The organism is Herbaspirillum sp. LeCh32-8 (assembly GCF_017814915.1).
Classification (GTDB): Bacteria; Pseudomonadota; Gammaproteobacteria; order Burkholderiales; family Burkholderiaceae_D; genus Herbaspirillum.
The window spans coordinates 54,674-80,202 of the sequence record NZ_JAGIPZ010000001.1; the positions used below are offsets into that span (position 1 = coordinate 54,674).

General features: G+C 64.5%; 22 protein-coding genes. 15 read left to right on the plus strand and 7 right to left on the minus strand.

From position 1 onward, the window contains the following. Positions 1-81: 81 nt before the first annotated feature. Positions 82-705: an OmpW family protein gene (locus tag J8I26_RS00290; RefSeq protein ID WP_209602979.1), complete on the minus strand. Its 624-nt coding sequence runs from the start codon at positions 703-705 to the stop codon at positions 82-84. Positions 706-1,001: 296 nt separating this feature from the next. Next, positions 1,002-2,066 (minus strand): 1-aminocyclopropane-1-carboxylate deaminase, encoded by a 1,065-nt coding sequence (locus J8I26_RS00295; RefSeq protein ID WP_209604699.1) that lies wholly within the window; start codon positions 2,064-2,066, stop codon positions 1,002-1,004. A gap of 202 nt (positions 2,067-2,268) precedes the next feature. On the opposite strand from J8I26_RS00295, the gene J8I26_RS00300 reads away from it, so the two are divergent. Then, on the plus strand, positions 2,269-2,730 hold the full coding sequence (locus J8I26_RS00300) for a winged helix-turn-helix transcriptional regulator (protein ID WP_209602982.1): 462 nt from the start codon (positions 2,269-2,271) through the stop codon (positions 2,728-2,730). Positions 2,731-2,797: 67 nt separating this feature from the next. After that, complete coding sequence (gene pip, locus J8I26_RS00305) at positions 2,798-3,796, plus strand: prolyl aminopeptidase (protein WP_209602983.1); 999 nt, start codon at positions 2,798-2,800, stop codon at positions 3,794-3,796. Positions 3,797-4,012: 216 nt separating this feature from the next. Here the strand turns inward: pip and J8I26_RS00310 are convergent, their stop codons facing one another. Continuing rightward, on the minus strand, positions 4,013-4,519 hold the full coding sequence (locus tag J8I26_RS00310) for a MarR family transcriptional regulator (RefSeq protein ID WP_209602984.1): 507 nt from the start codon (positions 4,517-4,519) through the stop codon (positions 4,013-4,015). 113 nt (positions 4,520-4,632) lie between these two features. Between J8I26_RS00310 and J8I26_RS00315 the strand changes: the two genes are divergently transcribed. From J8I26_RS00315 to J8I26_RS00325, 3 genes are read left to right on the plus strand one after another with little or no spacing between them, the layout of a single operon-like run. Then, entirely contained in the window at positions 4,633-5,844 is a 1,212-nt protein-coding gene (locus tag J8I26_RS00315) for an HlyD family secretion protein (protein ID WP_209602987.1), read from the plus strand. After that, the gene (locus tag J8I26_RS00320) at positions 5,841-7,406 is read left to right on the plus strand and encodes an MDR family MFS transporter (RefSeq protein WP_209602988.1); all 1,566 of its coding nucleotides are present in this window, start codon (positions 5,841-5,843) and stop codon (positions 7,404-7,406) included. Before J8I26_RS00315 ends, J8I26_RS00320 begins: the two co-directional genes overlap by 4 nt. A gap of 2 nt (positions 7,407-7,408) precedes the next feature. Continuing rightward, on the plus strand, positions 7,409-8,881 hold the full coding sequence (locus J8I26_RS00325; protein WP_245200005.1) for an efflux transporter outer membrane subunit: 1,473 nt from the start codon (positions 7,409-7,411) through the stop codon (positions 8,879-8,881). A gap of 287 nt (positions 8,882-9,168) precedes the next feature. On the opposite strand, the gene J8I26_RS00330 is transcribed toward J8I26_RS00325, so the two are convergent. After that, entirely contained in the window at positions 9,169-10,080 is a 912-nt protein-coding gene (locus J8I26_RS00330; protein WP_209602990.1) for a LysR family transcriptional regulator, read from the minus strand. A 20-nt stretch (positions 10,081-10,100) separates the two neighbouring features. Here J8I26_RS00330 and J8I26_RS00335 point away from each other — a divergent pair, with 20 nt between their 5' ends. The 10 genes from J8I26_RS00335 (at position 10,101) to J8I26_RS00380 (ending at position 20,750) form a co-directional block, all read left to right on the plus strand. After that, positions 10,101-10,292: a hypothetical protein gene (locus J8I26_RS00335; RefSeq protein ID WP_209602992.1), complete on the plus strand. Its 192-nt coding sequence runs from the start codon at positions 10,101-10,103 to the stop codon at positions 10,290-10,292. Positions 10,293-10,387: 95 nt separating this feature from the next. Beyond that, a complete protein-coding gene (locus tag J8I26_RS00340) occupies positions 10,388-11,926 on the plus strand; it encodes an ABC transporter substrate-binding protein (protein WP_209602994.1) in 1,539 nt (512 codons plus the stop codon). Positions 11,927-12,061: 135 nt separating this feature from the next. Further along, positions 12,062-12,979: an ABC transporter permease gene (locus J8I26_RS00345; RefSeq protein ID WP_209602995.1), complete on the plus strand. Its 918-nt coding sequence runs from the start codon at positions 12,062-12,064 to the stop codon at positions 12,977-12,979. A gap of 36 nt (positions 12,980-13,015) precedes the next feature. Continuing rightward, positions 13,016-13,933 carry an ABC transporter permease gene (locus J8I26_RS00350; RefSeq protein ID WP_209602997.1) on the plus strand — a complete coding sequence of 306 codons (918 nt, stop codon included), beginning with the start codon at positions 13,016-13,018 and terminating at the stop codon, positions 13,931-13,933. A 24-nt stretch (positions 13,934-13,957) separates the two neighbouring features. Next, positions 13,958-14,968 carry an ABC transporter ATP-binding protein gene (locus tag J8I26_RS00355; RefSeq protein ID WP_209602999.1) on the plus strand — a complete coding sequence of 337 codons (1,011 nt, stop codon included), beginning with the start codon at positions 13,958-13,960 and terminating at the stop codon, positions 14,966-14,968. Positions 14,969-14,979: 11 nt separating this feature from the next. After that, complete coding sequence (locus J8I26_RS00360) at positions 14,980-15,849, plus strand: ATP-binding cassette domain-containing protein (protein ID WP_209604703.1); 870 nt, start codon at positions 14,980-14,982, stop codon at positions 15,847-15,849. 138 nt (positions 15,850-15,987) lie between these two features. Continuing rightward, positions 15,988-17,397: a M20 family metallopeptidase gene (locus J8I26_RS00365; protein WP_209603002.1), complete on the plus strand. Its 1,410-nt coding sequence runs from the start codon at positions 15,988-15,990 to the stop codon at positions 17,395-17,397. 35 nt (positions 17,398-17,432) lie between these two features. Beyond that, positions 17,433-18,626 (plus strand): M20 aminoacylase family protein, encoded by a 1,194-nt coding sequence (locus J8I26_RS00370; RefSeq protein ID WP_209603006.1) that lies wholly within the window; start codon positions 17,433-17,435, stop codon positions 18,624-18,626. Positions 18,627-19,145: 519 nt separating this feature from the next. Beyond that, on the plus strand, positions 19,146-19,460 hold the full coding sequence (locus tag J8I26_RS00375; RefSeq protein ID WP_209603007.1) for a hypothetical protein: 315 nt from the start codon (positions 19,146-19,148) through the stop codon (positions 19,458-19,460). A 621-nt stretch (positions 19,461-20,081) separates the two neighbouring features. Continuing rightward, positions 20,082-20,750: a DUF2026 family protein gene (locus J8I26_RS00380; RefSeq protein WP_209603008.1), complete on the plus strand. Its 669-nt coding sequence runs from the start codon at positions 20,082-20,084 to the stop codon at positions 20,748-20,750. A gap of 1,937 nt (positions 20,751-22,687) precedes the next feature. On the opposite strand, the gene J8I26_RS00385 is transcribed toward J8I26_RS00380, so the two are convergent. From J8I26_RS00385 to J8I26_RS00395, 3 genes are read right to left on the minus strand one after another with little or no spacing between them, the layout of a single operon-like run. Then, positions 22,688-23,464, minus strand: coding sequence for a DUF3299 domain-containing protein (locus J8I26_RS00385; RefSeq protein WP_209603010.1), 777 nt, complete (start codon positions 23,462-23,464; stop codon positions 22,688-22,690). A 15-nt stretch (positions 23,465-23,479) separates the two neighbouring features. After that, complete coding sequence (locus J8I26_RS00390) at positions 23,480-24,748, minus strand: ABC transporter permease (RefSeq protein WP_209603011.1); 1,269 nt, start codon at positions 24,746-24,748, stop codon at positions 23,480-23,482. Continuing rightward, positions 24,745-25,473, minus strand: a complete 729-nt coding sequence (locus J8I26_RS00395; protein WP_209603013.1) for an ABC transporter ATP-binding protein — start codon at positions 25,471-25,473, stop codon at positions 24,745-24,747. Before J8I26_RS00395 ends, J8I26_RS00390 begins: the two co-directional genes overlap by 4 nt. Positions 25,474-25,529: the final 56 nt, after the last annotated feature.

Below are 25,529 nucleotides of genomic sequence, written 5' to 3' on the forward strand. Positions count from 1 at the left end.
CTGCAGCCCGGATGCGCTGTGCGTCTTGCATTTCAGCCTGAAATGACATGGCGCGGCGTCCGGGCAGCGGCGGCCGGCTTCTTAGAAGCGATAACCGACGCCGACGCCGAACAGCCACGGGTCGATCTTGACCGAGCTGATCTTGGCGCCGCCGACCTTCACGTCGCTGGAGATCTGCACCTTCTTGATGTCGAAGTTGACCAGCCAGTGCTTGTCGATCTTGATATCCAGGCCGGCCTGCAGGGCGCCGCCGACGCTGTTGCTGTCGAGGCTGGCGCCATCGTTGAGCACGTGCACGTCGGAGATGCGGGTGTAGTTGATGCCGGCGCCGACGTATGGCGAGAAGCGCGCGTCAGGCGTGAAGTGGTATTGCAGCAGCAGGGTCGGCGGCAGGTGCTTGAAGGTGCCGATCTTCTGGCCGTCCAGGCGCACGTCGTGCTTTTGCGGATAGGTCAGGATCAGCTCGGCGGCGATGTGGGGGGTGAAGAAGTAGCTGATGTCGATTTCGGGGATGGTCTTGGAGCTCACGCTCAGACGATCGGACGCACCCGTGCCGCCCACCGGGTCGGACTTGTTTTCAGGGCTGATGTTGACGGCGCGCACGCGCACCAGCCACGGGCTTTGCGCTTCCTGCGCGAAGGCGGGCGCGGCGAAGGCCGAGGAAAGGGCCGCCGCGGCGGCAGCGATGGTCACGATTTTTTTCATGGCTTTTCTACCTGTCGTTTGATTGTCGATTGATGACGAACGAAAGGTACGCGGGAAGCCGGGGAGCGGCTTTGATGCTGATCAAGCGGGGCGGAATCGAACGCGAGCGCGGGTTTGCGGCCGCCTGTGCGCGGCGATGAAAAGACGCTCCCGGATGTTGTTGCAACATCCGGGAGCGAGAAGGGAGGGACGAAACACAATCGATGCCGGGCGGATCGCGCCCGGCCTTGCAACCGCACGCAGCGGCCGGCCCGATGAGAAGCCGGCTGCGCCGCGTGCGCCAAGCGCGTTGGCGCTTATTCCTTGAAGCGGGCTTCGCGCGCCAGCTTGGTCAGGTTTTCCGGATCTTCGAAGGCCTTGTAGTAGGCGTTCAGGGCCGGCGCCCCGCCCAGGTGGGCGTACAGCACACGCTGGCCCTTGAAGTGGCCCTTCTTGGCCATGTCGATCAGGCCGTCGATGGATTTGCCTTCGTACACCGGGTCGGTCAGCATCGCTTCCATCTCGGCGGCGGTGCGGATGGCGGCGATGGTCTGCTCGCTCGGCAGGCCGTAGGCCGGGCCGCTGTAGTCGGGGATGATCTCGATGTCGGCGTCCTTGAGCACGACCTTCTTGCCGCCCTTGGAAGCGATCAGCTCGCAGGTGTCGTTGGCGATCTTGGTGACGGCGCGGCGGGTCATCGCTTCGTCGTCGGCGGTGTCGATGCCGATCACGCGGCGGCGCTTTTCCTGCGCGGCGAAGCCGACCACCATGCCGGCCTGGGTGGAGCCGGTACAGGTCGCCACCACGATGTTGTCGAAGAAGATGCCCAGTTGCTGTTCCTGCATCGCCACTTCATCGGCGAAGTTGGCGTAACCCAGCCCGCCCAGCGGGTGGTCGGAGGCGCCGGCGGGAATCGGGTAGGGCTTGCCGCCTTTCTTGCGCACGTCTTCCAGTGCCTTGGCCCAGGTGTCTTTCTCGGTGGTGGAGTAGCCGTAGCCGCCCATGATCGGGTTGCCGCCCATGATGCGGGTCAGCAGGATGTTGCCGACCTTGTCGTAGACCGGGTCATCCCATTCCAGCCAGGTTTCCTGCACGGTGTACGACTTCATGCCCACCGCTGCCGCGGCCGCGCACACCTGGCGCGTGTGGTTGGACTGGATGTTGCCGATCGAGACCAGCGTGTCGCAGCCCTTGGCCAGCGCGTCGGCCACCAGCCATTCCAGCTTGCGGATCTTGTTGCCGCCGAAGGCCAGGCCCGAGGAAACGTCGTCGCGCTTGGCCCAGATCTCGGTGCCCAGCATGGCCGACAGGCGCTCCAGCTTGTGGATCGGGGAGGGGAAGAAGCCCAGCGTCTTGCGCGGGAAGAGTTTGTCGAGTGCCAGCATGGGTTGCTCCGGTTCAGGTTCGGTTCAGGAAAATGGTTCGATTCGCATCGAGTCCGCATCGAATCGCCGGGATCAACTTTACGCTTGGCGGTTTAAATGGTGTTTCCGATTTTGTGCCATTATTCGGTTTAAAAAATCGATGATTTTTATAATGTCTGGATAAAATTCCTTAAAATTGATTAATGAAGGAATAAACATCATGTCGCTCGATCGCATGGACAAGCGCATCCTGAAGGCGCTGCAGAAGGACGGCCGCATCGGCAATGCCGAGCTGGCCAAGAAGCTCGGCATGAGCGCCACCGCCTGCTGGAACCACACCAAACGGCTGATGGACGAGGGCTACGTGAAGGAGGTGCGCGCGGTGCTCGATCCGGACAAGCTGGGGCTGCCGGTACTGGTCACCGTGGGCGTGGTGTTGGACCGCTCCACGCCGGAGAGCTTCGCCGAGTTCGAGAAGGCGGTGCGCGAGATCGCCGCCGTGCAGGAGTGCCTGCTGCTGGCCGGCGAGTTTGATTACTGGATCAAGCTGCGCGTGAAGGACCTGCAGGCCTTCAACCGGCTGCATGCGAGCACGCTGCTGCGCCTGCCGGGCGTGCGCCAGTTGCGCTCGTTCTTCGTGCTCAACGAGGTCAAGAACAACCCAGAACTTGTGGTCGAATGAACGATCTTTCTACAAGACCTATACTGTTGGCTTGCTACTTACGTTTAACCCGCACAAGGATCCGTCGATGACTTCAGCCGCACCCCAGCTTGCCGATTCCGCTTCCCAGAACGCTTCGCAACCCCGCAGCTTCTATCCGCCCATCGAGCCTTACGACAAAGGCTTGCTGGATGTGGGCGACGGCCATCGGGTGTACTGGGAAGTGTGCGGCAATCCGCGCGGCAAGCCGGTGGTGTTCCTGCACGGCGGCCCCGGCGGAGGCAGCGGGCCGTCGCACCGTCGCCTGTTCAATCCCGAGAAATACCGCATCGTGCTGTTCGACCAGCGCGGTTGCGGCCGCTCGCTGCCGCACGCCAACCTCGACGCCAACACCACCTGGGATCTGGTGGCCGACATCGAGCGCCTGCGCGAGATGTTGAAGATCGAGAAGTGGCAGGTCTTCGGCGGCTCGTGGGGCAGCACGCTGGCGCTGGCCTACGCCCAGACGCATCCCGAGCGCGTGAGCGAGCTGGTGTTGCGCGGCATCTTTCTGCTGCGCCGGTCCGAGCTGCAGTGGTACTACCAGGAAGGCGCTTCGTGGATGGCACCGGACCGTTGGGATGAATTCCTGGCGCCGATTCCGCCGGCCGAGCGCGGCGACCTGATCACCGCCTATCGCCAACGCCTGACCGGCAACGACGAGGCCGCCAAGCTGCAAGCCGCCCGTGCGTGGAGCCGCTGGGAAGCCAGCACCATCACGCTGGTGCCTGACGAGCGTTTGATCGATTCCTTCAACGATGCGCTGTTCGCGCTGGCGTTTGCGCGCATCGAGAACCACTACTTCTTCAACAAGGGGTTCATGGAGGAGGGCCAGTTGCTGGCCAATGCGTCGCGGCTGAAGGATATTCCGGGCGTGATCGTGCAGGGCCGCTATGACCTGGCGACGCCGCCGAAGTCGGCCTGGGATCTACACAAGGCCTGGCCGGGTTCGCAGCTGCACCTGGTCGACAGCGCCGGTCATGCCTATAACGAGGTGGGGATTCTGGACAAGCTGATTCGTGCGACCGACAGCTTTGCTGACCGCTGAGCGTTTGCTTCAACCTGCGGCGATGCTTCAATCGCCGTTCAACGACGCTGGGTCCCTGCTTTCGCAGGGACGACAGGAATGCGGTAACCTGGACTTGAGCAGGTTCAAGTTCATCACGCGCCTGTCGCTCCTGCGAAAGCAGGAGCCCAGTGGCGCACGTCGCGCATCGACAAATGCCGACGCGTTGATCGGCATGGACTGATCAGCCTCTCCGGTCTATTTCTTGCCGCGCTTGCCGCCGGCATCATTGCTTGCAGCCTGCGCCGGTTGCGACAACTCTTCTTCCAATTCCGCCAGCCTGCCGTTGAGCTTGTTCAACAGCAGCGCCAGCTGGTACGTCTCTTCCTGATCCAGCGCGTCGAATAGCCGCTCGCCGAAGCGTTTGCGCGCCGGCTCCGTCGAGCACAGCACTTCTTTGCCCAATTCTGTCAAAGAGATTTGTTTGACCCGGCGGTCGGCCGGATCGGCCACGCGTTCGACCAGGCCGTCGCGCTCCATGCCGTCCACCGCCTCGGTCACCGTACGCGGGGCGAAGCCGAAGGCCTCGGCCAGGTCGGTCGAGCGCACCGGCGCGTTGTTGCCGATGTAGGCCATCAGCTTGGTGCGCGAGAACGAGGCGCCTTGCGCGGCCAGGAGCTTGTCGAGCGCGCGGTGCGAGCGCAGGTAGAAGTTGCGCAGCGCGTCGGCGGCTTCGGTGTAGTCGTTTGTAAAGCTGGTGGACATGATTTTCTCGGATACCATATCATATGGTACCTCACTAATTCGCTCGATCGCTGTTTTACATGTTTCAAGAATGACCCGGCAAGCCGGGCAGAACCGATATTAGGACAAAAAAGATGACAGACGCCACAACAAGCAACGCCGGGAGCGAGCAGAACCCGGGGCAGGACAATCAAAACGGCAACAACGCCGGCAACGGCAAGCAGAAAAAGCGCATGAGCCCGCGCGCCCGCTTCATCCTGCGTTCGCTGGGCATCGTGGCGCTGGTGGTGGTGGCGGCCTGGATCCTCTACTACCAGTTCCGCGGCAAGTATCTGGAAAGCACCAACGACGCCTTCGTCTACGCCGACAGCGTGACGGTCTCGCCCAAGGTCAACGGTTATGTGGAGCAGGTATTCGTGGCCGATAACCAGGACGTGAAGGCCGGCCAGCCGCTGGTGCGCATCGACCCGCGCGACTACTCGGCGCAGGCCGCGCAGTCCAAGGCGCAGATCGACGCCGCCGCCGCCAGCGAGGATGCCGCCCGCGCGCAGCTGGCCGAGCAGAAGGCCGCCATCGACCAGGCCCGCGCGCAGCTGGCGTCGGCCGAAGAGGACGCGCGCTTCGCCGCCGCTGAAGTCGAGCGTTACACGCCGCTGGCCGCGTCCGGCGCCGAGACGCGCGAGCGCCTGACCACGCTGCGCAATCAGTCGGCCCAGGCCAAGTCCACCGTGGCCGCGCGTCGCGCCGCACTGGATGCGGCCCAGCTGCGCGTGTATTCGATCCAGGCCCAGGTGCGCCAGGCGCAGGCCCAGGGCGAAACTGCCAAGGCCCAGTACGACGCTGCCGCCGTCAACCTCGGTTCGACCGAGATCAAGGCCAGCGTCGACGGCCGCATCGGCGACAAGCAGGTGCGCGTGGGCCAGTTCGTCTCCGCCGGCACGCGCATGATGACGGTGGTGCCGAGCGACTTCTACATCACCGCCAACTTCAAGGAAACCCAGATCGGCATGATGCGCATCGGCCAGCCTGCCGTGATCAAGGTGGACGCATTGCCGGGCCTGGAATTCCAGGGCCACGTGCAAAGCATCTCGCCGGGCACCGGCGCGCAGTTCTCGCTGCTGCCGCCGCAAAACGCCACCGGCAACTTCACCAAGATCGTCCAGCGCGTGCCGGTGCGCATCGCCGTCGACGCCTCGGCGCAGGACCGCAAGGTGTTCGTGGCCGGCCTGTCGGTGACGGTGGAGGTCAATACCATCGCCGCCAAGGACGAGCTGCGCGCGCAGCGTGAGCGCAACAGCGAAGCCAACGCCGGCATCGAGCAAAAGCCGGCCAAGGAGCAGCGTTGAGCGCCGCCGCTCCCACGACCAAGCCGTCCGTCCCGCAGGGCGACAAGGCCGACGCCGCCGCCTGGCTGGCGGTGGCCGCCGGCACGCTGGGCGCACTGATGGCGACGCTGGACATTTCCATCGTCAACTCCTCGCTGCCCACCATCCAGGGCGAGATCGGCGCCTCCGGCACGGAAGGCACCTGGATCGCCACCGCTTATCTCGTGGCGGAGATTGTGATCATCCCGATGTCCGCCTGGCTGGAGCGCCTGCTCGGCCTGCGCGTGCTGTTGCTGGCGGCGGCCAGCCTGTTCACGCTGTTCTCGGTGCTGTGCGGCCTGTCGACCACGCTGACCATGATGATCATCGGCCGCGTCGGCCAGGGCTTCACCGGCGGCGCGCTGATTCCGACCGCGATGACCATCATCGCCACCCGGTTGCCGCGCGCGCAGCAGCCGGTGGGCAACGCCATGTTCGGCGCCACCGCCATCCTCGGCCCGGTGCTGGGCCCGGTGCTGGGCGGCTGGCTGACCGAGAACGTCAGCTGGCACTACGCCTTCTTCATCAACCTGCCGGTGGGCGTGGCGCTGATCACGCTGCTGCTGGTGGCGATTCCCTATGAACGTCCCAAGTTCGAGCAGCTGGCCGAGGCCGACTGGTTCGGCATCGCCGGCCTGGCGCTGGGCCTGGGCGGGCTGACCGTGGTGCTGGAGGAGGGCGAGCGCGAGCAGTGGTTCTCCTCGCCCGACATCCGCTGGCTGGCGCTGACCTCGCTGGTCGGCTTCATCCTGCTGGCGATCGGCCAGGTGCGCGCCAAACATCCGGTGATCCAGCTGCGCCTGCTGCGCGACCGCCAGTTCGGCTCGGTGGTGATGATGGCCATGATCGTGGGCGTGGCGCTGTACGGCACCGCCTACGTGATCCCGCAGTTCCTCTCCGGCATTGCCGGCTACAACTCGCTGCAGTCAGGCTGGGTAGTGTTGCTATCGGGCGTGCCGATGATCCTGATGATGCCGTTCACGCCCATGCTGATGCGCCTGGTCGACATCCGCATCGCGGTCGGCACCGGCTTCCTGTTGCTGGCGCTGTCGGCCTTCATCGAGACCGACCTGAGCCCGTTGTCCTACGGCGGCTCCTTCATCGCCTCGCAGCTGATGCGCGGCGTCGGCACCGTGCTGGCGATGCTGTTCCTGAACCAGGCGGCGATCCGCTCAGTGCCTGCCTCGCAGGCGGGCGACGCCTCCGGTTTGTACAGCGCGGCGCGCAACCTCGGCGGCTCGCTGGCGCTGGCCAGCATCGCCGTGATCCAGGACCAGCGCCTGTGGTTGCATAGCCGCCGTCTGGAAGAAAGCCTGTCCGCCAACTCCGAGCTGGTGCAATCGACCATCGCCGCCCAGGGGCATCTGCTGGGCGGCCAGGACACCGCAATCCGCCTGCTGGGCAGCACCATCCAGGCGCAGGCGCTGACCATGACCTACGCCGACCTGTTCTGGTTGCTGGGCGTGGCCATTCTGTGCGTGACCCCGCTGGTGCTGTTCCTGCGCCCCTTGCCGACCAACGCCGCGCCGGTGGCCTCTCATTAATCATGACTATGCGTAAAGACACTTACTCACTCCCCGCCGCGCGCCTGGTCGCGCTGGCCGCCGCCGCGCTGCTGGCAGGCTGCGCGCTCGGCCCCGACTACGCCGGCCCGCCGGACGCCGCGCCCAACGCCGCCAAGAGCAGCCGGTTCGTGCGCGACGGCGGCGACGCCAATGCGGCCATGCCCTCCAACCACTGGTGGGAAGGCTTGGGCGATCCTCTGTTGAACAGCCTTGTGCAGCGTGCGCTGCAAGCCAATCCCAACCTCGGCGTGGCGCGCGCCCGCCTGTTGCAGTCACGCGCGGCGCTGGGGCTGGAGCAGGCCAATGCCGCGCCCAGCGTGGGCGCCTCGGCCTTGGCGGCGCATGCGCGCCTGCCGTCGGTGAGCGGACTGACGGGATCGTCGGGCTCGTCGTCGTCCTCCTCTTCGTCATCTTCCACCAGCGTCAACCTCTACAGCCTGGGCTTCGACGCCAGCTGGGAGGTCGACCTGTTCGGCGCGCACCGGCGCGCGGTGCAGGCGGCCGGGGCCAGCGCACAAGCCGCCGAGGCCTCGCTGGCGGACGTGCAGGTGAGCCTGGCGGCCGAAGTCGCCAATGCCTACATCAACCTGCGTGACCGCCAGCAGCGCCTGGCGCTGGGCGAGCAGTCGGTGCGGGCGCAGGAAAACATGCTGAAGCTGACCGGCCAGCGCGTCGAGCGCGGCACCGCGTCCTCGCTGGACCAGATCCGCATCCAGAACCAGCTGGACGGCACCCGCGCCGACCTGGTGCCATTGCAGGCCGAGCGCGACGCCTACCTGAACCAGCTGGCCACGCTGCTGGGCCAGGAGCCGGGCGCGCTGGACGGCGAGCTCAACGCCGTCGCCCCGGTGCCGCTGCCGCCGCAGCAGGTGGCCGTGGGTGACCCGACCTCGCTGCTGCGCCGCCGTCCCGACGTGCGCGCAGCCGAACGCACGCTGGCGGCCGATACCGCCAAGATCGGCCAGGCCGAAGTGGCGCGCTATCCCAGCCTGAAGCTGTTCGGCGTGCTTGGCCTGGGCGGCACGCATCCGTCGGACCTGACCAAGCTGGATGATTTCGCCGCCATCGGCGCCCCCATGCTGAGCTGGAACTTCCTCGACTTCGGTCGCGCCAAGGCGCGCGTCACGCAAGCCGAGCGCGTGCGCGACGAGGCCGAGATGAAGTATCGCCAGGCGGTGCTGGAGGCGCTGCGCGATGCCGAGGATTCGCTCTCGCGCTTTCGCTATGGACGCGTGACGGTCGCCACCGTGGCGCGCACCAAGGCCTCGGCCGACCGCGCGTTGGCATTGGCGCAGCAACGCTATGCGGCCGGCACCGGCACGCTCATCGAGGTGCTGGATACCACGCGCCAGCAGCTCTCGGCGCAGCAGAACCTGCTGCAGGCCGAGGCCAACCTGACACGTAGTTTTGTCGGGATTCAGAAGGCACTGGGATTGGGGTGGGATGAGTCGTGATGTCGTAGGGGGGAGGCGGGTTGGATTTAAACCCATCCCCACCCCAACCCTCCCCTTGAAGGGGAGGGAGTATCGGAGTCAACGCTAGGCTTAAAGCCCCTCCCCTTGAAGAGGAGGGAGTATCGGAGTCAACGCTACGCTTGAAGCCCCTCCACCTTGAAGAGGAGGGAGTATCGGAGTCAACGTTACGCTTGAAGCTCCCTCCCCTTCAAGGGGAGGGCCGGGGTGGGGATGGGTTCAAGACAAGCAACAGCAATCTCCTGCGCGCTTTTCTGCCTGAGCGTCCTCTACAAATCCTTGCTCAGGTCCGCCACCAGATATTCGAGAAAGATCTCCACACTGCGCGGCAGCGTGCGCCCGGCCAGCGTCTGCACTTCGACGAAGCGGCCGTCGTCCGGGCAGTCGCGTATCGGCCGCATGGTCAGCTCGCCGCTGGCGATGCGGTAGCGCACGGTGACCTCGCCGGTGATGGACAGCGCGTCGTTGTCCAGCACGTAGTTGTGCAGCGACTGGATGTAGTTGCTGGTCATCACCGGTTCGATCACCACCTGCTGCCGGCTGCAGGCGATGTCGAACAGCTGGCGCAGCGTGGTGGTGGGATCGGGCAGCGCCATCGGATAGGCCCGTATCTGCGACAGCGAGACCTGGCGAAAGCGCGCCAGCGGATGTTCGTTGCGCATCACCAGCGCGATTGGACCGGGCTGGCGGTGAACCACCTTGATCTCCGGTTCCGGCAGGCGCGAGAAGGTCAGGCCGATATCGGCATTGCCCTCGCGCACCTGGCGCGACACCGCCGCCGGCGCGCCGACGAAGAGCTGGAAGACGAAGCCCGGATATTTTTTCTGGAAGGCATTGATCAGCCGCGGCAGGAAATCGATCGAAAACCCTTCCGACGCGGACAGCCGCACCCGCCCGCTACGCAATCCCTTCAAGGCCTGCAGGTCGGCCACCACACGGTCGGCCTCCAGCGCCATCTTGCGCGCATGCGCGGCCAGCATTTCACCGCCGGCCGAGAGCACCATGCCGCGCGGACGCCGTTCGAACAGCACCGTGTCCAGCGTCTCCTCCAGGCTGCTGATCTGGCGGCTGATGGCCGAGCTGGCCACGTTGAGCCGCTGCGAGGCTTCGCTGATCGATCCGCAACGAACCACTTCCAAAAAGTAGCGCAGGGCGGTGTCCTGCAGGTGCTGAGACTTCATCGCGGACCTCTTTTTGCGCCGTGGAAGAAAAAGATTTGCATGATTTATTTGGTGCGCGCTTCACGCCTTTGGTGCAGCGCTTTCAAAAAAGCCAAGAGAAAAATGCTGCATCTGCGGACATAGCCGCATCCCTGTTGAAATCTGCGTTTTCCGGGCGCCACTACATTGTGGTGCACAAATTTTGCGATCTCTTTTCGGCAACGCAGGCATAGAAATTTGCTTATTGCGGCATCGATAAATGCTGGCCTAGTATGCCCTCGACGTCGCTGTTTTTTCAAATTTCTCTTACTTGAAAGAAGGGGTTGGAATGAACGCACCAAGGAAATCCGTACTGCGCTGGGCGCGATGTGCGCTGCTGGTTGCCGGGGCAACCGCATCGCTTTCCGCGATGGCCACCAAGGCCAATGACACCCTGATCTACGCCTCCGACAGCGAGGTCGAGAACATCAGCCAGTACCACAACAACCTGCGCGAAGGCGTGATCCTGGCCCACCTGATCTGGGACACGCTGGTCTACCGCGATCCCAAGACCAACGAGTACAAGCCCCAGCTGGCCACCGCCTGGAAGTGGGAGTCGCCCACCGCGCTGGTGATGGACCTGCGCCAGGGCGTGCAATTCCAGAACGGCGACAAGTTCAGCGCCGACGATGTCGCCTTTACCTTCAACTACGCGGTGTCGCCGGAGTCCAAGGCGGTCACCCGCCAGAACACCGACTGGATCAAGAGTGTCGACAAGCTGGGCGACTACAAGGTGCGCATCAACCTGAAGGCGCCGTTCCCGGCCGCGCTGGAATACCTGGCAGGCCCGATGCCGATCTATCCCGCCGCCTACTTCAAGAAGGTCGGCCTGGAAGGCTTCGCCAAGGCGCCCATCGGCACCGGCCCCTACAAGGTCACCGGCGTGACGCCGGGGCAGGGCGTGACCCTGGTCAAGAACGCCAACTACTTCAAGGACAGCCCGCAGGGCCAGCCCTCGATCGGCAATATCAAGTTCGTGGTGATCCCCGATCCGGAGACCCGCGCCGCGCAGCTCATGACCGGCGCCATCGACTGGATCTGGCGCGTGCCGCCGGACCAGGCCGACTCGCTCAAGACCAATCCCAAGCTGGCCGTGCAAAGCGGCGAGACGATGCGCGTGGGCTTCATCACGCTGGACACCACCGGCACCTCGGCGCCCAATTCGCCGTTCAAGGATGTGCGCGTGCGCCAGGCGGTGAACCATGCGATCAACCGCAAGGGCTACGCCGACAACCTGATGCGCGGCGGCAGCCAGCCGGTCTATACCGCCTGCTTCCGCACCCAGTTCGGTTGCGATAGCAACGCCGCCATCAAGTTCGACTACAACCCGGCCAAGGCCAAGCAGCTGCTGGCCGAAGCCGGCTACCCCAACGGCTTCGACACCGACATCTACGCCTACCGCGAGCGCGAGGTGGCCGAGGCCATCATCGGCGACCTGCACAAGGTCGGCATCCGCGCGCGGCTGCACTACATGAAGTTCGCGGCCCTGCAAAACGAATACCGCGCCGGCAAGACGCCGATGAGCTTCTACTCGTGGGGCTCGTTCTCGATGAACGACACCTCGGCCTTCGCCGGCGTCTACTTCAAGGGCAGCGCCGACGATGTGACCAAGGATCCGCAGCTGCAGCAATACCTGCAGACCGCCGACTCCTCGATCGACCCGGCGGTGCGCAAGGCCAATTACACCAAGGCTCAGGAACTCATTTCCAAACAGGCTTACGTAGCGCCGATGTTCTCCTACTCGACGTTCTATGCGTTCAATTCGCAGCTGAAGTTCCAGGGCTATCCGGATGAGCTTCCGCGTTTCTACGAGGCCAGCTGGAAGTAAGACCGTGTTCATCCCTTTCGGCCCCGGCCGAAAGGGATAAGCAGGTTTGATGTCGCGTGAATCTTTGTTCGAGCAGGCTTGCAACTAGCATGCGCCTGATGCGTCGCCCCGCCAACCCATAGAGGAAAGGCCGCCATGTTGATCTACATCCTGCGCCGTCTGGCCATCGCCTTGTGCGTGGCGCTGACGGTTTCCGTGGTCAGCTTCGCGCTGTTGCACATGTCGGGCGACCTCGCCGTGTCGATCGCCGGGCCTGAGGCCACGGCCGCACAGGTCGAGGCGGTGCGCACCCAGTTCGGGCTGGATCGCCCGATGGCCACGCAATACTTCGAATGGCTGGGCAAGGCGATCCATCTCGATTTCGGCAATTCCTTTTACTTCCAGGGTTCGGTGATGGAGATGATCGCCGAGCGTCTGCCGATCACCTTCAAGCTGGGCGGCAGCGCTTTGCTGCTGGCGATCCTGACCGCCATCCCGCTGGGCGTGCTGGCCGCCATCTATCGCGACACCTGGCTCGATCGCGCCGCACTGCTGGTGGCGGTGGTGGGGCAGGCCATGCCCAGTTTCTGGTTCGGGCTGACGCTGATCCTGATCTTTGCCGTCACGCTGCACTGGCTGCCGGTGGCCGGCAACGAGAGCTGGCAGAACTTCATCCTGCCGGCCGTCGCCCTGGGTTACTACGCCATGCCGGCCATGATGCGCCTGACGCGCGCCGGCATGCTGGAGGTGTTGGGCTCGGACTACATCCGCACCGCGCGCGCCAAGGGCTTGTCCAAATCCAGGGTGGTGTTCAAGCATGCGTTGCGCAATGCGGTCATTCCGGTGGTGGCGCTGGCGGCGGTGGAGCTGGGCTTCATGCTGGGCGGCTCGGTGGTGATCGAGTCGGTCTACTCCATGCAGGGCTTGGGCCAGCTTGCCTGGGACGCCATCTCGCGCAACGACTATCCGGTGGTGCAGGCGGTGGTGCTGATCATCGCCATGTTCTACATCGGCCTGACTTTCCTGGCCGATGTCATCAATGCGCTGCTCGATCCGCGCATCCGTACCCGCTAATTCCGCCAATCCCGCCAACCAGCACAGGGAGCCGACATGACCGCCACCTCCACGACTCTGCAGCCGGGCACGCTGCTGCAGGGCGCCATCAAGCCGACGCCGCCGTGGCGCCGCAAGCTCAATCGCCTGCTCGGCCATCGCGGCCTGGTGCTGGGTTCCGCCGTGCTGGCGCTGATCATGCTGGCGGCGATCTTCGCGCCGCTGCTGGCGCCGCATGACCCGTTCAACCAGGATGTCTCGGCGCGCCTGATCCCGCCGGTGTGGAATGCGCAGGGCAGCTGGGAACACATCCTCGGCACCGATAAACTGGGGCGCGATTACCTGTCGCGCCTGATCTACGGCGCACGCGTCTCGCTGATCATCGGCATCGCCGCCGCGCTGATCTCGGGGTTGATCGGCACTACGCTGGGCGTGTTGGCCGGCTACTTCGGCGGCCGCACCGACGCCGTCATCAGCTACCTGATTACCACCCGCCTGGCCATGCCGGTGGTGCTGGTGGCGCTGGCCATGGCTTCGCTGGTGGGCGGCTCGCTCAATGTCGTGATCGTGTTGCTGGGTTTGTTGCTGTGGGACCGCTTCGCGGTGGTGACGCGTTCGGCCACGCAGCAGTTGCGCGACGCCGAGTTCATCGCGGCGGCCAAGTCCATCGGCGCTTCCACCCCCTACATTCTGGTGCGCGAGATCCTCCCCAACATCATGGGCGCGCTGATCGTGGTGGTGACGCTGGAGATGGCGCACGCGATTCTGCTGGAGGCCACGCTGTCCTTCCTCGGCCTGGGCGTGCAACCGCCGACGCCGTCATGGGGCCTGATGGTGGCCGAGGGCAAGTCCTATATGTTCTTCAAGCCGTGGGTGATTGTCATCCCGGGCCTGGCGCTGGCGATCCTGGTGCTGGCCATCAACCTGGTGGGCGACGGCATCCGTGACGTCAATGCGCCCGATGGCCGCAACTGAGCCGCTGAGCACAAGGAGAAAACCATGAGCGTATTGCTTGACGTCAAAAACCTGAAGGTCGACTTGCCGACAGAAAGGGGCATGCTGCACGCGGTGCGCGGCATCGACTTCCAGGTCAAGCGCGGCGAGATGCTGTGCCTGGTGGGGGAGTCAGGCTGCGGAAAATCGATGACCTCGCTGGCGCTGATGGGCCTGCTGCCGCGCAAGGCGCAATGCAGCGCCGACTATATCCTGTTCGACGGCAAGGATCTCAACGGCCTGCCCGAGAAGCAGCTGATGCAGCTGCGCGGCAAGCGCATGGCGATGATCTTCCAGGAGCCGATGACCTCGCTCAATCCCGCCTATACGCTGGGCAACCAGCTGTGCGAGGCGATGCTGCAGCAGCCGGGCGTGAGCCGCGCCGAGGCGCGCGAGCGGGCGATCTACCTGCTGCACCGCACCGGCATCAGCAATGCCGAGGACCGGCTGCGCCAGTATCCGCACCAGCTCTCCGGCGGCCTGCGCCAGCGCGTGATGATCGCCATGTCGCTCATGTGCAGCCCGGACCTGATCATCGCCGACGAGCCGACCACCGCGCTGGACGTCACCATCCAGGCGCAGATCCTGCGCATGATCCGCGAGCTGCAGCAGGAATTCGGCACCGCCGTCATCTTCATCACCCACGACCTGGGCGTGGTGTCGCGCATCGCCGACCGCGTGGCGGTGATGTACGCCGGGCAGGTGGTGGAGACCACCGACGTAGCCCAGCTGTACGCCGAGCCGCGCCACCCATACACGCGCGGCCTGCTCAACTGTATCCCGGTGCGCGGCAAGACCTTGCCGGGCAGCCGCCTGCAGGCCATCCCGGGCGTGGTGCCCAGCCTGGTGGGCGAGGTCTCGGGCTGCGCCTTCCGCAACCGCTGCGTGCTGGCCGACGGCGGCTGCGAGGCTGATCCGCCGATGGCCGACAAGGGTAACGCTGCCGCACCGCATTTCGCGCGTTGCCACAAGCTGGACGCATTGCCGCAAACCGAACGCGTGGAGGCGCTGGCATGAATATGGACGACATGGACAAACTGCAACCGGCGCCGTCCGACGGGCCGCGAGATGAGCCGGGGGCGCAGGGCGACATTGCGCTGGAGCTGTGCGCGCTCTCCAAGGTGTATCAGCTGAAGCGCGGCATGTTCAAGGCGCCGGGCGAGATCCGCGCGGTCAACGATGTGTCGCTGCGCCTGTATCGCGGCGAGACGCTGGGCCTGGTGGGCGAATCCGGCTGCGGCAAGAGTACGCTGGCCAAGATGCTGCTGGGCCTGCTGGAGCCGAGCTCGGGCAACGTGCTGTTCAACGGCCGCGAGGTCGATCCGGGCGAGCGCAAGGAGCATGCGCGTCATATTCAGCCAATCTTCCAGGATCCGTATTCCTCGCTCAACCCGCGCAAGACCGTGGCCGAGATCGTCGGCCTGCCGCTGAAGATCCACGGCATCGGCAACGGCGCCGAGCGTGACAAGAAAGTGCGCCAGATCCTCGACCTGGTCGGCATGCCCGAACGCACCTACGGCCAGTACCCGAACCAGCTCTCGGGCGGCCAGCGCCAGCGCGTGGCGATTGCGCGCGCGCTGATCCTGCGTCCCGACGTGCTGATCTGCGACGAGCCGACCTCGGCGCTGGATGTCTCGGTGCAGGCGCAGATCCTGAACCTGCTGCTGGACCTGAAAGCCGAGTTCGGCCTGACCTACCTCTTCATCAGCCACGACCTGGGCGTGGTGGAGCATCTGGTGGATCGGGTGGCGGTGATGAACAAGGGCAGCATCGTCGAGCTGCAGACGCGCGAGAAGATTTTCAGCGACGCCCAGCATCCCTACACCCGCATGCTGTTGGCCTCGGCGTTGACGCCGGAGCCCGGCCGGGGTTTGCCGGAACTGATCGGCGCCGCATGAGCTAGACAAACAACTCCAAGCCGCCCCGTTTCCTTTACGCGAAAGCGACACAGGATGCGTCCCGAGGACGCCGAAGCCGGCAGGGGCATTTGCATTCCGATTTTTTGAGCACACACGTTTGAACAGAGGAGAAGCAGCATGAGCAGAGCACAAGCCATCGCCGGTGTGGAAGCGTATTTCGACGACGGCCGTTTCATGGAAACGATGAAGCGCCGCGTCGCCATCCGCACCGAGAGCCAGGAGCCGGCCAGCCGTCCCATCCTGTACGACTACCTGAACCAGGAGATCGTGCCTTACCTGGCCGGCCTGGGCTTTACCAGCGAGGTGGTCGAGAACCCGCTGCCCAACGGCAGCCCCTTCCTGATTGCCGAACGCATGGAGCAGGGCGCGGCGTTCACGCTGCTGACCTACGGCCACGGCGACGTGGTGCGCGGCTATGACAAACAATGGCGCGAAGGGCTTTCGCCATGGCAAATCGTGGTCGACGGCGACCGCTGGTACGGCCGCGGCACCGCCGACAACAAGGCACAGCACACGATCAATTTCGCCGCGCTGGAAGAGGTGATGAAGGCACGCGGCGGCAAGCTGGGCTACAACGTCAAGGTGATCCTGGAGATGGGCGAAGAGACCGGCTCGCCCGGCCTGAACGCGGTGTGCAAGCAGTACGCGCAGCGCCTGAAGTCGGACGTCTTCATCGCCTCCGACGGCCCGCGCGTGAACGCGCCCACACCGACCATGTTCCTCGGCTCGCGCGGCGGCTGCAACTTCGACCTCAAGGTCAACCTGCGCGACGGCGGTCACCATTCCGGCAACTGGGGCGGGCTGCTGCGCAATCCCGGAGTGCGCCTGGCCAATGCGATCGCCTGCCTGGTCGACGGGCGCGGCCGCATCCGCGTGCCCAGCCTGCTGCCTGCGTCGCTGCCGCAAAGCGTGCGCGAGGCGCTGGCCGACGTGAAGGTCGGCGGCGGCGCCACCGATCCCGAGGTTGATGCCGAGTGGGGCGAACCCGGCATGACCCCGGCCGAGCGCGTGTTCGGCTGGAACACGCTGGAGGTGCTGGCCTTCAAGACCGGCAATCCGGAAGCGCCGGTCAACGCCATCCCGGGCCACGCCAGCGCGCACTGCCAGATCCGCTTCGTGGTCGGCAGCGACGACCGGAATTTCATCGCCAACATCCGCGCCCATCTCGACGCGCATGGCTACCATGATGTTGAGGTGACGCTGTCGGGCGTGCAGTTCTCCGCCACGCGCCTGGATCCGGATGACGAGTGGGTGCGCTGGGGGCTGGCCTCGATGCAGGAGACCAGCGGCAAGAAGCCCACGCTGTTGCCCAACCTGGGCGGCTCGCTGCCCAACGACGTGTTCTCCGAGACGCTGGGCCTGCCCACGCTGTGGGTGCCGCACTCGTACCCGGCCTGCTCGCAGCACGCGCCCAACGAGCATATACTGGCCAGCGTTTCGCGCGAGTCGCTGCAGGTTATGGCCGGGCTGTTCTGGGACCTGGCCGAGCAGGGCGCGCAGGTGATGGCGCGCCGCGCGGCGGCCTGAGCCGACGCAATCGCCGCCATCCACGGAGAACAACAATGAGCCACGCCAATGCGCTATGCCAGGTCGTCGACCTGGACGACATCAAGGACGAGATCGTCGGCATCCGCCGTCATCTCCACCAGCATCCCGAGCTGTCCTTCCAGGAGGCCGATACCGCCGCGCTGGTGGCGGCGCGGCTGGAAGAGTGGGGTTATGCAGTCACCCGCCACATCGGCGGCAACGGTCTGGTGGGCACCTTGCGGGCGGGATCGGGCGCGCGCACCATCGGCCTGCGCGCCGACATGGACGCCTTGCCCATCCACGAGGAAACCGGCCTGTCTTACGCCAGCTGCAAGCACGGCACCATGCACGCCTGCGGCCATGACGGCCACACCGCCATGCTGCTGGGCGCGGCCAAGCACCTGGCGCGCACGCGCAATTTCGACGGCACGTTGAATCTGATCTTCCAGCCGGCCGAGGAGGCCGGGTTCGACAGCGGCGCGCAGAAGATGCTGGAGGACGGCCTGTTCGAGCGTTTTCCCTGCGACGCCATCTTCGGCATCCACAACCACCCGGGCGTGGCCACCGGCACCTTCATGTTTCGCAACGGGCCGTTCATGGCCGCCTGCGACACCGTCAAGATCAAGCTGACCGGGCGCGGCAGCCACGCGGCGCGTCCGCACCTGTCGGTCGATCCGGTGGTGGCCGCTTCCAGCCTGGTGATGGCTCTGCAGACCGTGGTTTCGCGCAATGTCGATCCGATGGAGACCGCCGTGATCACGGTGGGCTCGCTGCATGCCGGTCATGCAGCCAACGTGATTCCCGAGTACGCGACGATGGAGCTGAGCGTGCGTTCGTTCAAACAGGAGGTGCGCGAGCTCTTGGAGCAGCGCATCCGCGCCCTGGTCGAGACGCACGCGGCCAGCTACGGCGCGCGCGCCGAGATTGAGTACCTGCGCGGCTATCCGGTGCTGGTCAACAGCGACGCCGAGACCGAATTCGCGCGCGGCGTGGCGCAGGAGCTGGTGGGTGAGGACAAGGTGATTCCGTCCTTCGGGCCGATCGCCGGCAGCGAGGACTTCGCCTACTACCTGCAGCAGCGCCCGGGCTGCTTCCTGCGTGTGGGCAATGGTCAGGGAAAGCCGATGCTGCACAACGCCGGTTACGACTTCAACGACGAGAACATCCCCGTTGGCGCCGCCTACTGGACCCGGTTGGTGGAGCGCTGGATGCCGGTCAAGCCTGGCTGAAAGCGTTGCCGGGCCTGCTTATGCCGTCGGTGAATAAGCGCATGACGATTGCTTCGTTCATGCCTGAGGACGGCTTCGATATAGTGGGGCCGTCTCCTCAAAACCTCCTGGAACTATTGAGTTTGAACCCGCCTCGCGCAAGCTAGGCGGGTTTTCTTTTTGCGCGTCGCCATCTGCATCTGCCTGGCGTCACTCAAGGCGCAGCGCCAAGCTCATCAGCAGCAATTCTTCTCGACGCGATGGCGGCGTCGGCGCGTGCGCCGGCCGTTCCGTATCCGCACTGTATTCGCACCGTATTTGCACCCATCTGCATCGCGTTTTTCTCGGGATTTTCCCTATGTGGCGCGAACGCCATAGCGGCTGTTCAAATTCAGGAATTCCCCGATGGTTGCCACGGGGGCAAATGCCTACCATGAGCATCAATGAAACGCGGTCTGTGTCTCCGGATTCGAAGCAGCACGACGAATTGCCGAAATGAACTATAGACCCTTGTTGATGGAACATTGATAGGAGGTCGTCATGCAATTCGTCGCCGAAACCGTACCGGGTGAGATCACGCTGATGTTCATCAGCTACCTGTTGTTCTGCACCGTGTTGATGTATCTGTTCGTGAAGACCGACAACGAATGGGGCCGTTTGGAAGTGTCGCTGGGCGATGCCAAGCGCGACCAGGAAGCCGCAGCCGCATCGGCGCTGCTGTTCTCCAGCGCCGAGATCGCCGCCGAACCGATGTTCACCGACGAGGCCGCACGCCAATTGCTGCGTCACTGCGCCGAGCATCACGATGTCGACTGCAACTGCTTCATGCAGGCGCAGCGCAAGGGCGGCGAGTGAATTGATGGAATGTGGCGCCGCTCTTCCCTGCAAGGGAGGAACGGCGCAGACGGAGCCGCAGCCGTTCACCACGGCGGCTCCGGGCAGGGCGAGGGATAGCAGGGGAAAGCGGATCGGGGGATCCGTGGCAGGGGGCAGTAGAGGGGGTAGTGGAAGGGGAGTTTTTGTAGTCTGAAGTTTGATGTTTGAAGTAAAGGCAGTACCAGGAAATCCGAGCGGGTAGTGGTGCTCAGTCCGGAAGACCGCAGTAGCAGCAAAGGCAGTACGCAGCAAAGGCAGCAAAGCAGCAAAGGAAGTGCAGTACTCAGCAATTGAAGTACGCAGTACCGAAGCATCCGTAACAGCAACACCGAAGTAGATGACCGCAGTAACAGTGCATGCAGTACCTGTAGCAGAAGTTTCCGTAGCAAAAGTATCCGCAGTAGCAGTCTTTGCAGTAGAAGCATCCGCAGTAGCAGCATCCGCATTACCTGTAGTTGCAGTAAAGCAGTCTCTTGAGGGTGGAACGGCAAGTCGTGAGGTCGCGAAGTTCCAACGCGCGTCACGCAACGGGAATGGGCATCAGCATTCCCGGAGGCGGCCAAGCGGCTTGCCCGTTCTTTTCCATGAGAAAATGGCGGCATGCAAAACTCATCACCATCCTCCCAGTCGTTGCGCCCGCTGATTGCGCTGGCCGACTATCAGCGCATTTTCCGTGTCGTGCATTCCGTGCTCCAGAGCGTCGAAGCAGACATTCCGGCCGCAAGCTTTTTCTTCAGCGTCACCGCGGCACAGATTCTGAAGAAGTTCTACAAACGCAATGCGTTTCCCGTTGCAGGCGCGGCCTTCTACCTGATCAACCAGGACGGCGGCGGCGCCCTGTCCTTCGGCGAGCTGGGCGAGGATGCCCAATCCGTCACCAGCAACCACGACGCATTCCATACCTGGGTTCAATGCGATGGTTACGCAATCGATTTCATGGCGCCGGTATTTCAGGAATTGCTCGCGGCTGCGGGCCATGCCCTGCCGGTACCCCGCAACATGTTCCAGAAGGACCTCGGTCGAATGAGCGCTTCGGTGCCGGCCCTGGCCGCACCCGGTGACTTCTTCCTGGGCCCGAACCTTGAGCTCACGCGCGAGCTGCTGCAACAGTTCATGGCCAAGAAGGCGCTGACCAATCTCTCGCAGGTCTGCATCGAGTGGTACCGCAAACCGCCCAAGACCATGCCGGACGACCTGGCGCTGCAGGGCGGCGAGGGCGAAATCTCGCGCATCAAGCTCATTCCCACCGCCATCGACGGCGTCTGGTAAAAGCAAGGCCGGTACGGCATACAAACCAGGTGCGGGAATAACCGGAAGCGAAGCGGAAGGGAATTCTTGCAGGCGGGGCCTAAGCCTCCGTAGGGAGGGTGTGCTGGACGAGTGTCCAACACACCATGCGATCATGCATATCGGTTGCATGTACCGCACTAGAGTCGCCAAGATAACCTGCCTGTATGACGCCATCGTGACACGGTGGCGTTTTTCATTGTTCATCCGGATTGCCTTTTCATTTTGTTGCGTTCCTCACGATTGCGATGGCGATCGGCAAGACCGCGCCGCGCCTTTCATCCGCAATCGTCCGCGCCCCGATCAAGAGGGCGCATTGTCATGCCGGTGTCACACGCGCGCATTAATATCCTGCCTGTCTCCTCTGTACCTGTTGCAGATGTTTCGCCTGCGATGCGAGCGCATCGCAGGCTATTTTTTTCAAGCGGGCGCCTGCCCGTCACCGCATTCCAGTCTCTCTCGTAGAGCATCACGCCAACGCCGGACAGTGGCGTCATAACCCGGCAGTACGCACACGTATTGGAAGTCGCGATCCTCCCTTCCCGGCAAGCGCAAGCGGACCCGGTCACGCGACGCGGGGTGCGTCTCCACCCGCCTGCGGTTTGTCGTGAGCTGTGGGCGGGTGACACCTGATTGCCTTCTCTTGTGTTTCTGCTTTTCCCTTTCTGCTTTTCCCTTTTTCTTCCCGCGTTTTCTTCTTTTGCCTGCAGTGCTGCCATCGGTTTGCACAAGAACGTGCGGCCAATGGAATTCCTTTTCCGATCAAGGACTTGGGTGGCTTGTTAACGCCTTTTCCACAGGCTTGCCACCAAAATATGTGGATATCCGGCGCGTCAGCCCGACGGCCGGCGCAGCAGCATGGCCTGATGCGCCGCGCCGACCGTGTTGCCCATGATGTGCCGCGCTTTGCTACGGAAGGGGAAAGTCCTTTGCGATCAAGGACTTGGTGTGCTTGCTCAGTGCTTCTCCACAGGCTTGCCACCAAAAAGTGTGGATATCTGCCCGAACCCGGCGCGCGCGGCAGGCGCTGCACCTGACGCCCGGTTTGGGGAAGTCTCTTGCTGCCACGCTTTGCTACGCAAGAGGAAAGTCCTTTGCGATCAAGGACTTGATCCACTTGTTAACGGCTTCTCCACAAGCTTGCTACCAGAATATGTGGATATGTCCGGGGTTGCGGCAGCCTGGTTTTCCGTCATTTTCACCCCCGTTGCCACGCATTGTTGCGAAAATGAAAAGTCCTTTCGAATCAATGACTTGCCTCGCTTGCTCAGGGCTTCTCCACAGGCTTGCCACCATATTGTGTGGATATTCGCGCTGCGCCACGCGCATGGGTGACGAGGAGCCGGGTTGCGCCCGCGCGCTGCCTGTTTTCTGCTTCGCGCCGCGACCGGCGTGGAAATCGTTTTCCAATCAGTGACTTAGCTGAGTTCTCAAGCTGTTCTCCACAGGCTTGCCACCAAAATGTGTGGATATCTGCGATGCATCGCGGCCGGTTTGACGCGCTTTGCTACGGAAATGAAATGTTGTTTGCGATCAATGGCTTAAGCCACTTCTCAAGGGGTTTTGCACAGGCTTGCCACCAAAAAGTGTGGATATCTGTCGGGCCGGTGCGGCGGCGCAAGGCGCGCCGGCCGAGGAAAATGCCGGGGGCGCGGCGCTTGCCGTGGACTGGTGCGTTACAGGAAAGTCCTTTCGGATCAAGGGCTTGTCTGGCTTGTTAACGCCTTTTCCACAAGCTTGCCCCCGGAAAGTGTGGATAAGCCGGCCGATGGAAATCGCAAGGACGATGGCGTCGGGGCAGGGGGGATTGGAGGGAGAGGGAGAGGGAGAGATCGCCGCCGCGGGACGCACGCAGCAAGCGCAGCGCAGGATGGGGAAGCGGAGACGACGCCGCCCCGGGCGGGGCGGCGCAAAACGGATCAGCCGTTGTTGTCGGGCGCAGTGTAAGGCTCGACCTTGACGGCGCTCATGCTGTAGCCGGAGGCGCCCATGGAAGAGTCGGAGCGCTCCACCTTGATCACGCCGCTGATCCAGACCGCGTCCATGGTGCGCACATCCTTGACTGCCTTGGCGCTCTTGACGTGGATGATCTGGTTGGCCGGCGGCGGCGGCACGTGGATGCAGGCGCCGAAGTAGGGCACCAGCAGGAATTCCTTCAAGGCCTCGCCTTCACGGTCGAGCGAGACCACAAAGCCTGGCAGGCGCACGGCCTTGCCTTCCACCGAGGCGTCGACCGGGGCCTGTTTCCAGTACTTCTTGGCCTTCCACAATGCGGCATCGGCGCGCGGGTCGTTGTCGTCCATCTGGTCCAGCTTCAGGCCCTTGAACGGCGCCATGGCGTCCCAGTCCTTCGGGATCAGGCTTTCCCAGGCGATCTCCTGGAAGCCGTTGACGGTCTTGCCCGAGGCCTTGTAAGGCTGGTCGGCGTCGGTAACGCTTTGCTTCAGATGCTCGCCCACCTGGTACTGGCCGCCGGAGGCGGCAGCCACGCCATCGACGGTGCTGCCGGCGTTGGCGCGGGCGGTGACGGCGGGAACGGCGCCAGCCAGCGGCGCGTCGGCGGTTCGGGGGGCTGCTGCGACGTCGGCCGCCGGCGCGGCAGCAGGCTCGTCGCCGGAATGCGCCAGCAGTCGCACACCGGTGCCGACCAGCAGGCCGGCAGCGACGATGCCGCCCATCCAATATACGGTTTTCATGTCAGGAGTCGGAATTCAGATGCGTGGAGTCAGGCCGTCGGACAGGCTCAGGCGGTAGGCGCGCAGCCCCGGCAGCAGGCTGGCGGCAAAACCGGCGAGAACGGTCCAAAGCAGCAATTGTAATTCGCCTGCGGCAGGCCAGGCAGGCTGCAGCGCGATGCCGAACTGCGACGCCAGCATCGGCCCCAGCGCCAGCAGCAGCGCCGTCAGCAGCAGCACGCCCAGGATCACGCCGGCCAGCATCACGCCCAGGCCTTCGATGGACAGCAGCAGGAATACGTCCCATGGCCGCGCACCCACCGAGCGCAGGATCGCCAGCTCGCGCCGGCGCTCGCCCAGGCTGGCCAGGATCGCCGCCACCAGGCCGGCCAGGCCGACCACCACCACCATGCCGGAGACCACCAGCAAGGCGTTCTCGCCGATGCCGACCACGTCCCACAGCTGGTCCAGCGCCACGCCCGGCAGCACCGCCATCAGCGGCTCCCTGAAGCCGTCGCCGTCGGCGATGTCGCGCTGCAGGGCGAACACGCGCGCGCGGCTCTTCAGGCCCACCAGCACGGCGGTGATGCTTTTGGGCGTGAGATCGAACTTCTTCACCAGGTTGGCGGCGATGTGCACGCCGGGCAGCGGCGCGCCGCCTTCCCAGTCGAGGTGGATGGCTTCCATGCCGGCCAGGCCGATGTGCACGGTGCGGTCCACCGGGGTGCCGGTGCGCGCCAGGATGCCGGTGACGACGAAGGGTTTGTCGGCATGCTGGGTCAAGCCCAGGCCGCCCATGCCATGGGCCAGCACGATGTGGTCGCCCAGTTTGTAATGCAGCTTGTCGGCCACCTCGGCGCCGAGCACGGCTTCGAACACGTCGGCGAAGGCGCGGCCCTGCGCCAGCTGCAGCGCGCGGCCGTCGCCGTAGTGGAAGTGGCGGAAGTAGTCCTCGTTGGTGGCCAGCACCGGGAAGCCGCGGTGCGAGTCGCCCAGCGAGAGCGGGATGGTCCAGGCCACCGCCGGGTTGCGCGCCAGGCTCTGGGCGCTGTCCCAGCCCATGTTGTTGGTGGCGCCGCCAATGCGGAAGATCGAATAGAGCATCAGCTGGATCGGGCTGGTGCGCGCGCCGACCACCAGATCGGTGCCTGACACCGATTGCGAGAAGCCGGCGCGCACTTCGTGGCGCACCCGCTCGATGCCCAGCAGCATGGTGGTGGACAGGGCGATGGCCAACAACATCAGCCCCAGCGTGAACCGGCGGTTCCAGGCGCTTTTCGCGGCCAGGCGCAGCAGCAGCTTCATGCCGACTCCTCGGGCGCGGCGGTGCGGTTGATCTGTTCCAGCGCGATGCGGCGGTGGAAGCGTTCGGCCAGGCGCAGGTCGTGGCTGACGAACACCAGCGCCGAATCGCCATGGCCGCATTCCCGTTGCAGCAGGTCGAGGAAGGCTTGCTGGCGATCGCTGTCGAGCGCCGAGGTCGGCTCGTCGGCGACGATGATCTCGGGCCGGCCGATCAGCGCGCGGGCAGCAGCCACGCGCTGTTGCTGGCCGATCGAGAGCTGCGTCACCGGCCGCGTCCACAGCGCCGGCGCCAGGTCCAGCGCGGCCAGCAGCGACTGCGCCGCCTGTTTGAGGTCGGCGCCCTGCTGCAGGGCGCGTTGCTTGCGATAGGCGGAGAACTGGCAAGGCAGCAGCACGTTGTCGATGATCGAAAGATAAGGCAGCAGGTTGAACTGCTGGAAGATGAAGCCGATGTGGTCGACCCGGAACTGGTCGCGGCGCGCTGCCGGCAGGCGTTGCAGCGCCTGTCCCAGCACTTCCGTGCTGCCCGACTGCGGGGCGATGATGCCGCCGATGGCGGCCAGCAGGGTGCTCTTGCCGCTGCCGCTGGGGCCGCTGATGAAGACATGCTCGCGCGCCTCCACCCGTAGTTCGTCGAGCGCCAGCGCGGGATGCGGCTGGCCGGGCCAGGTAAAACTGAGGTCGCGCAGATGGATTGCGGCGGGGACGGGCTGTGGCTGGTTCATGTCAGGCGGACGGCGGGAAGCGAGGGAAGCAAACGAGGCGGCAGGCGCATGATACG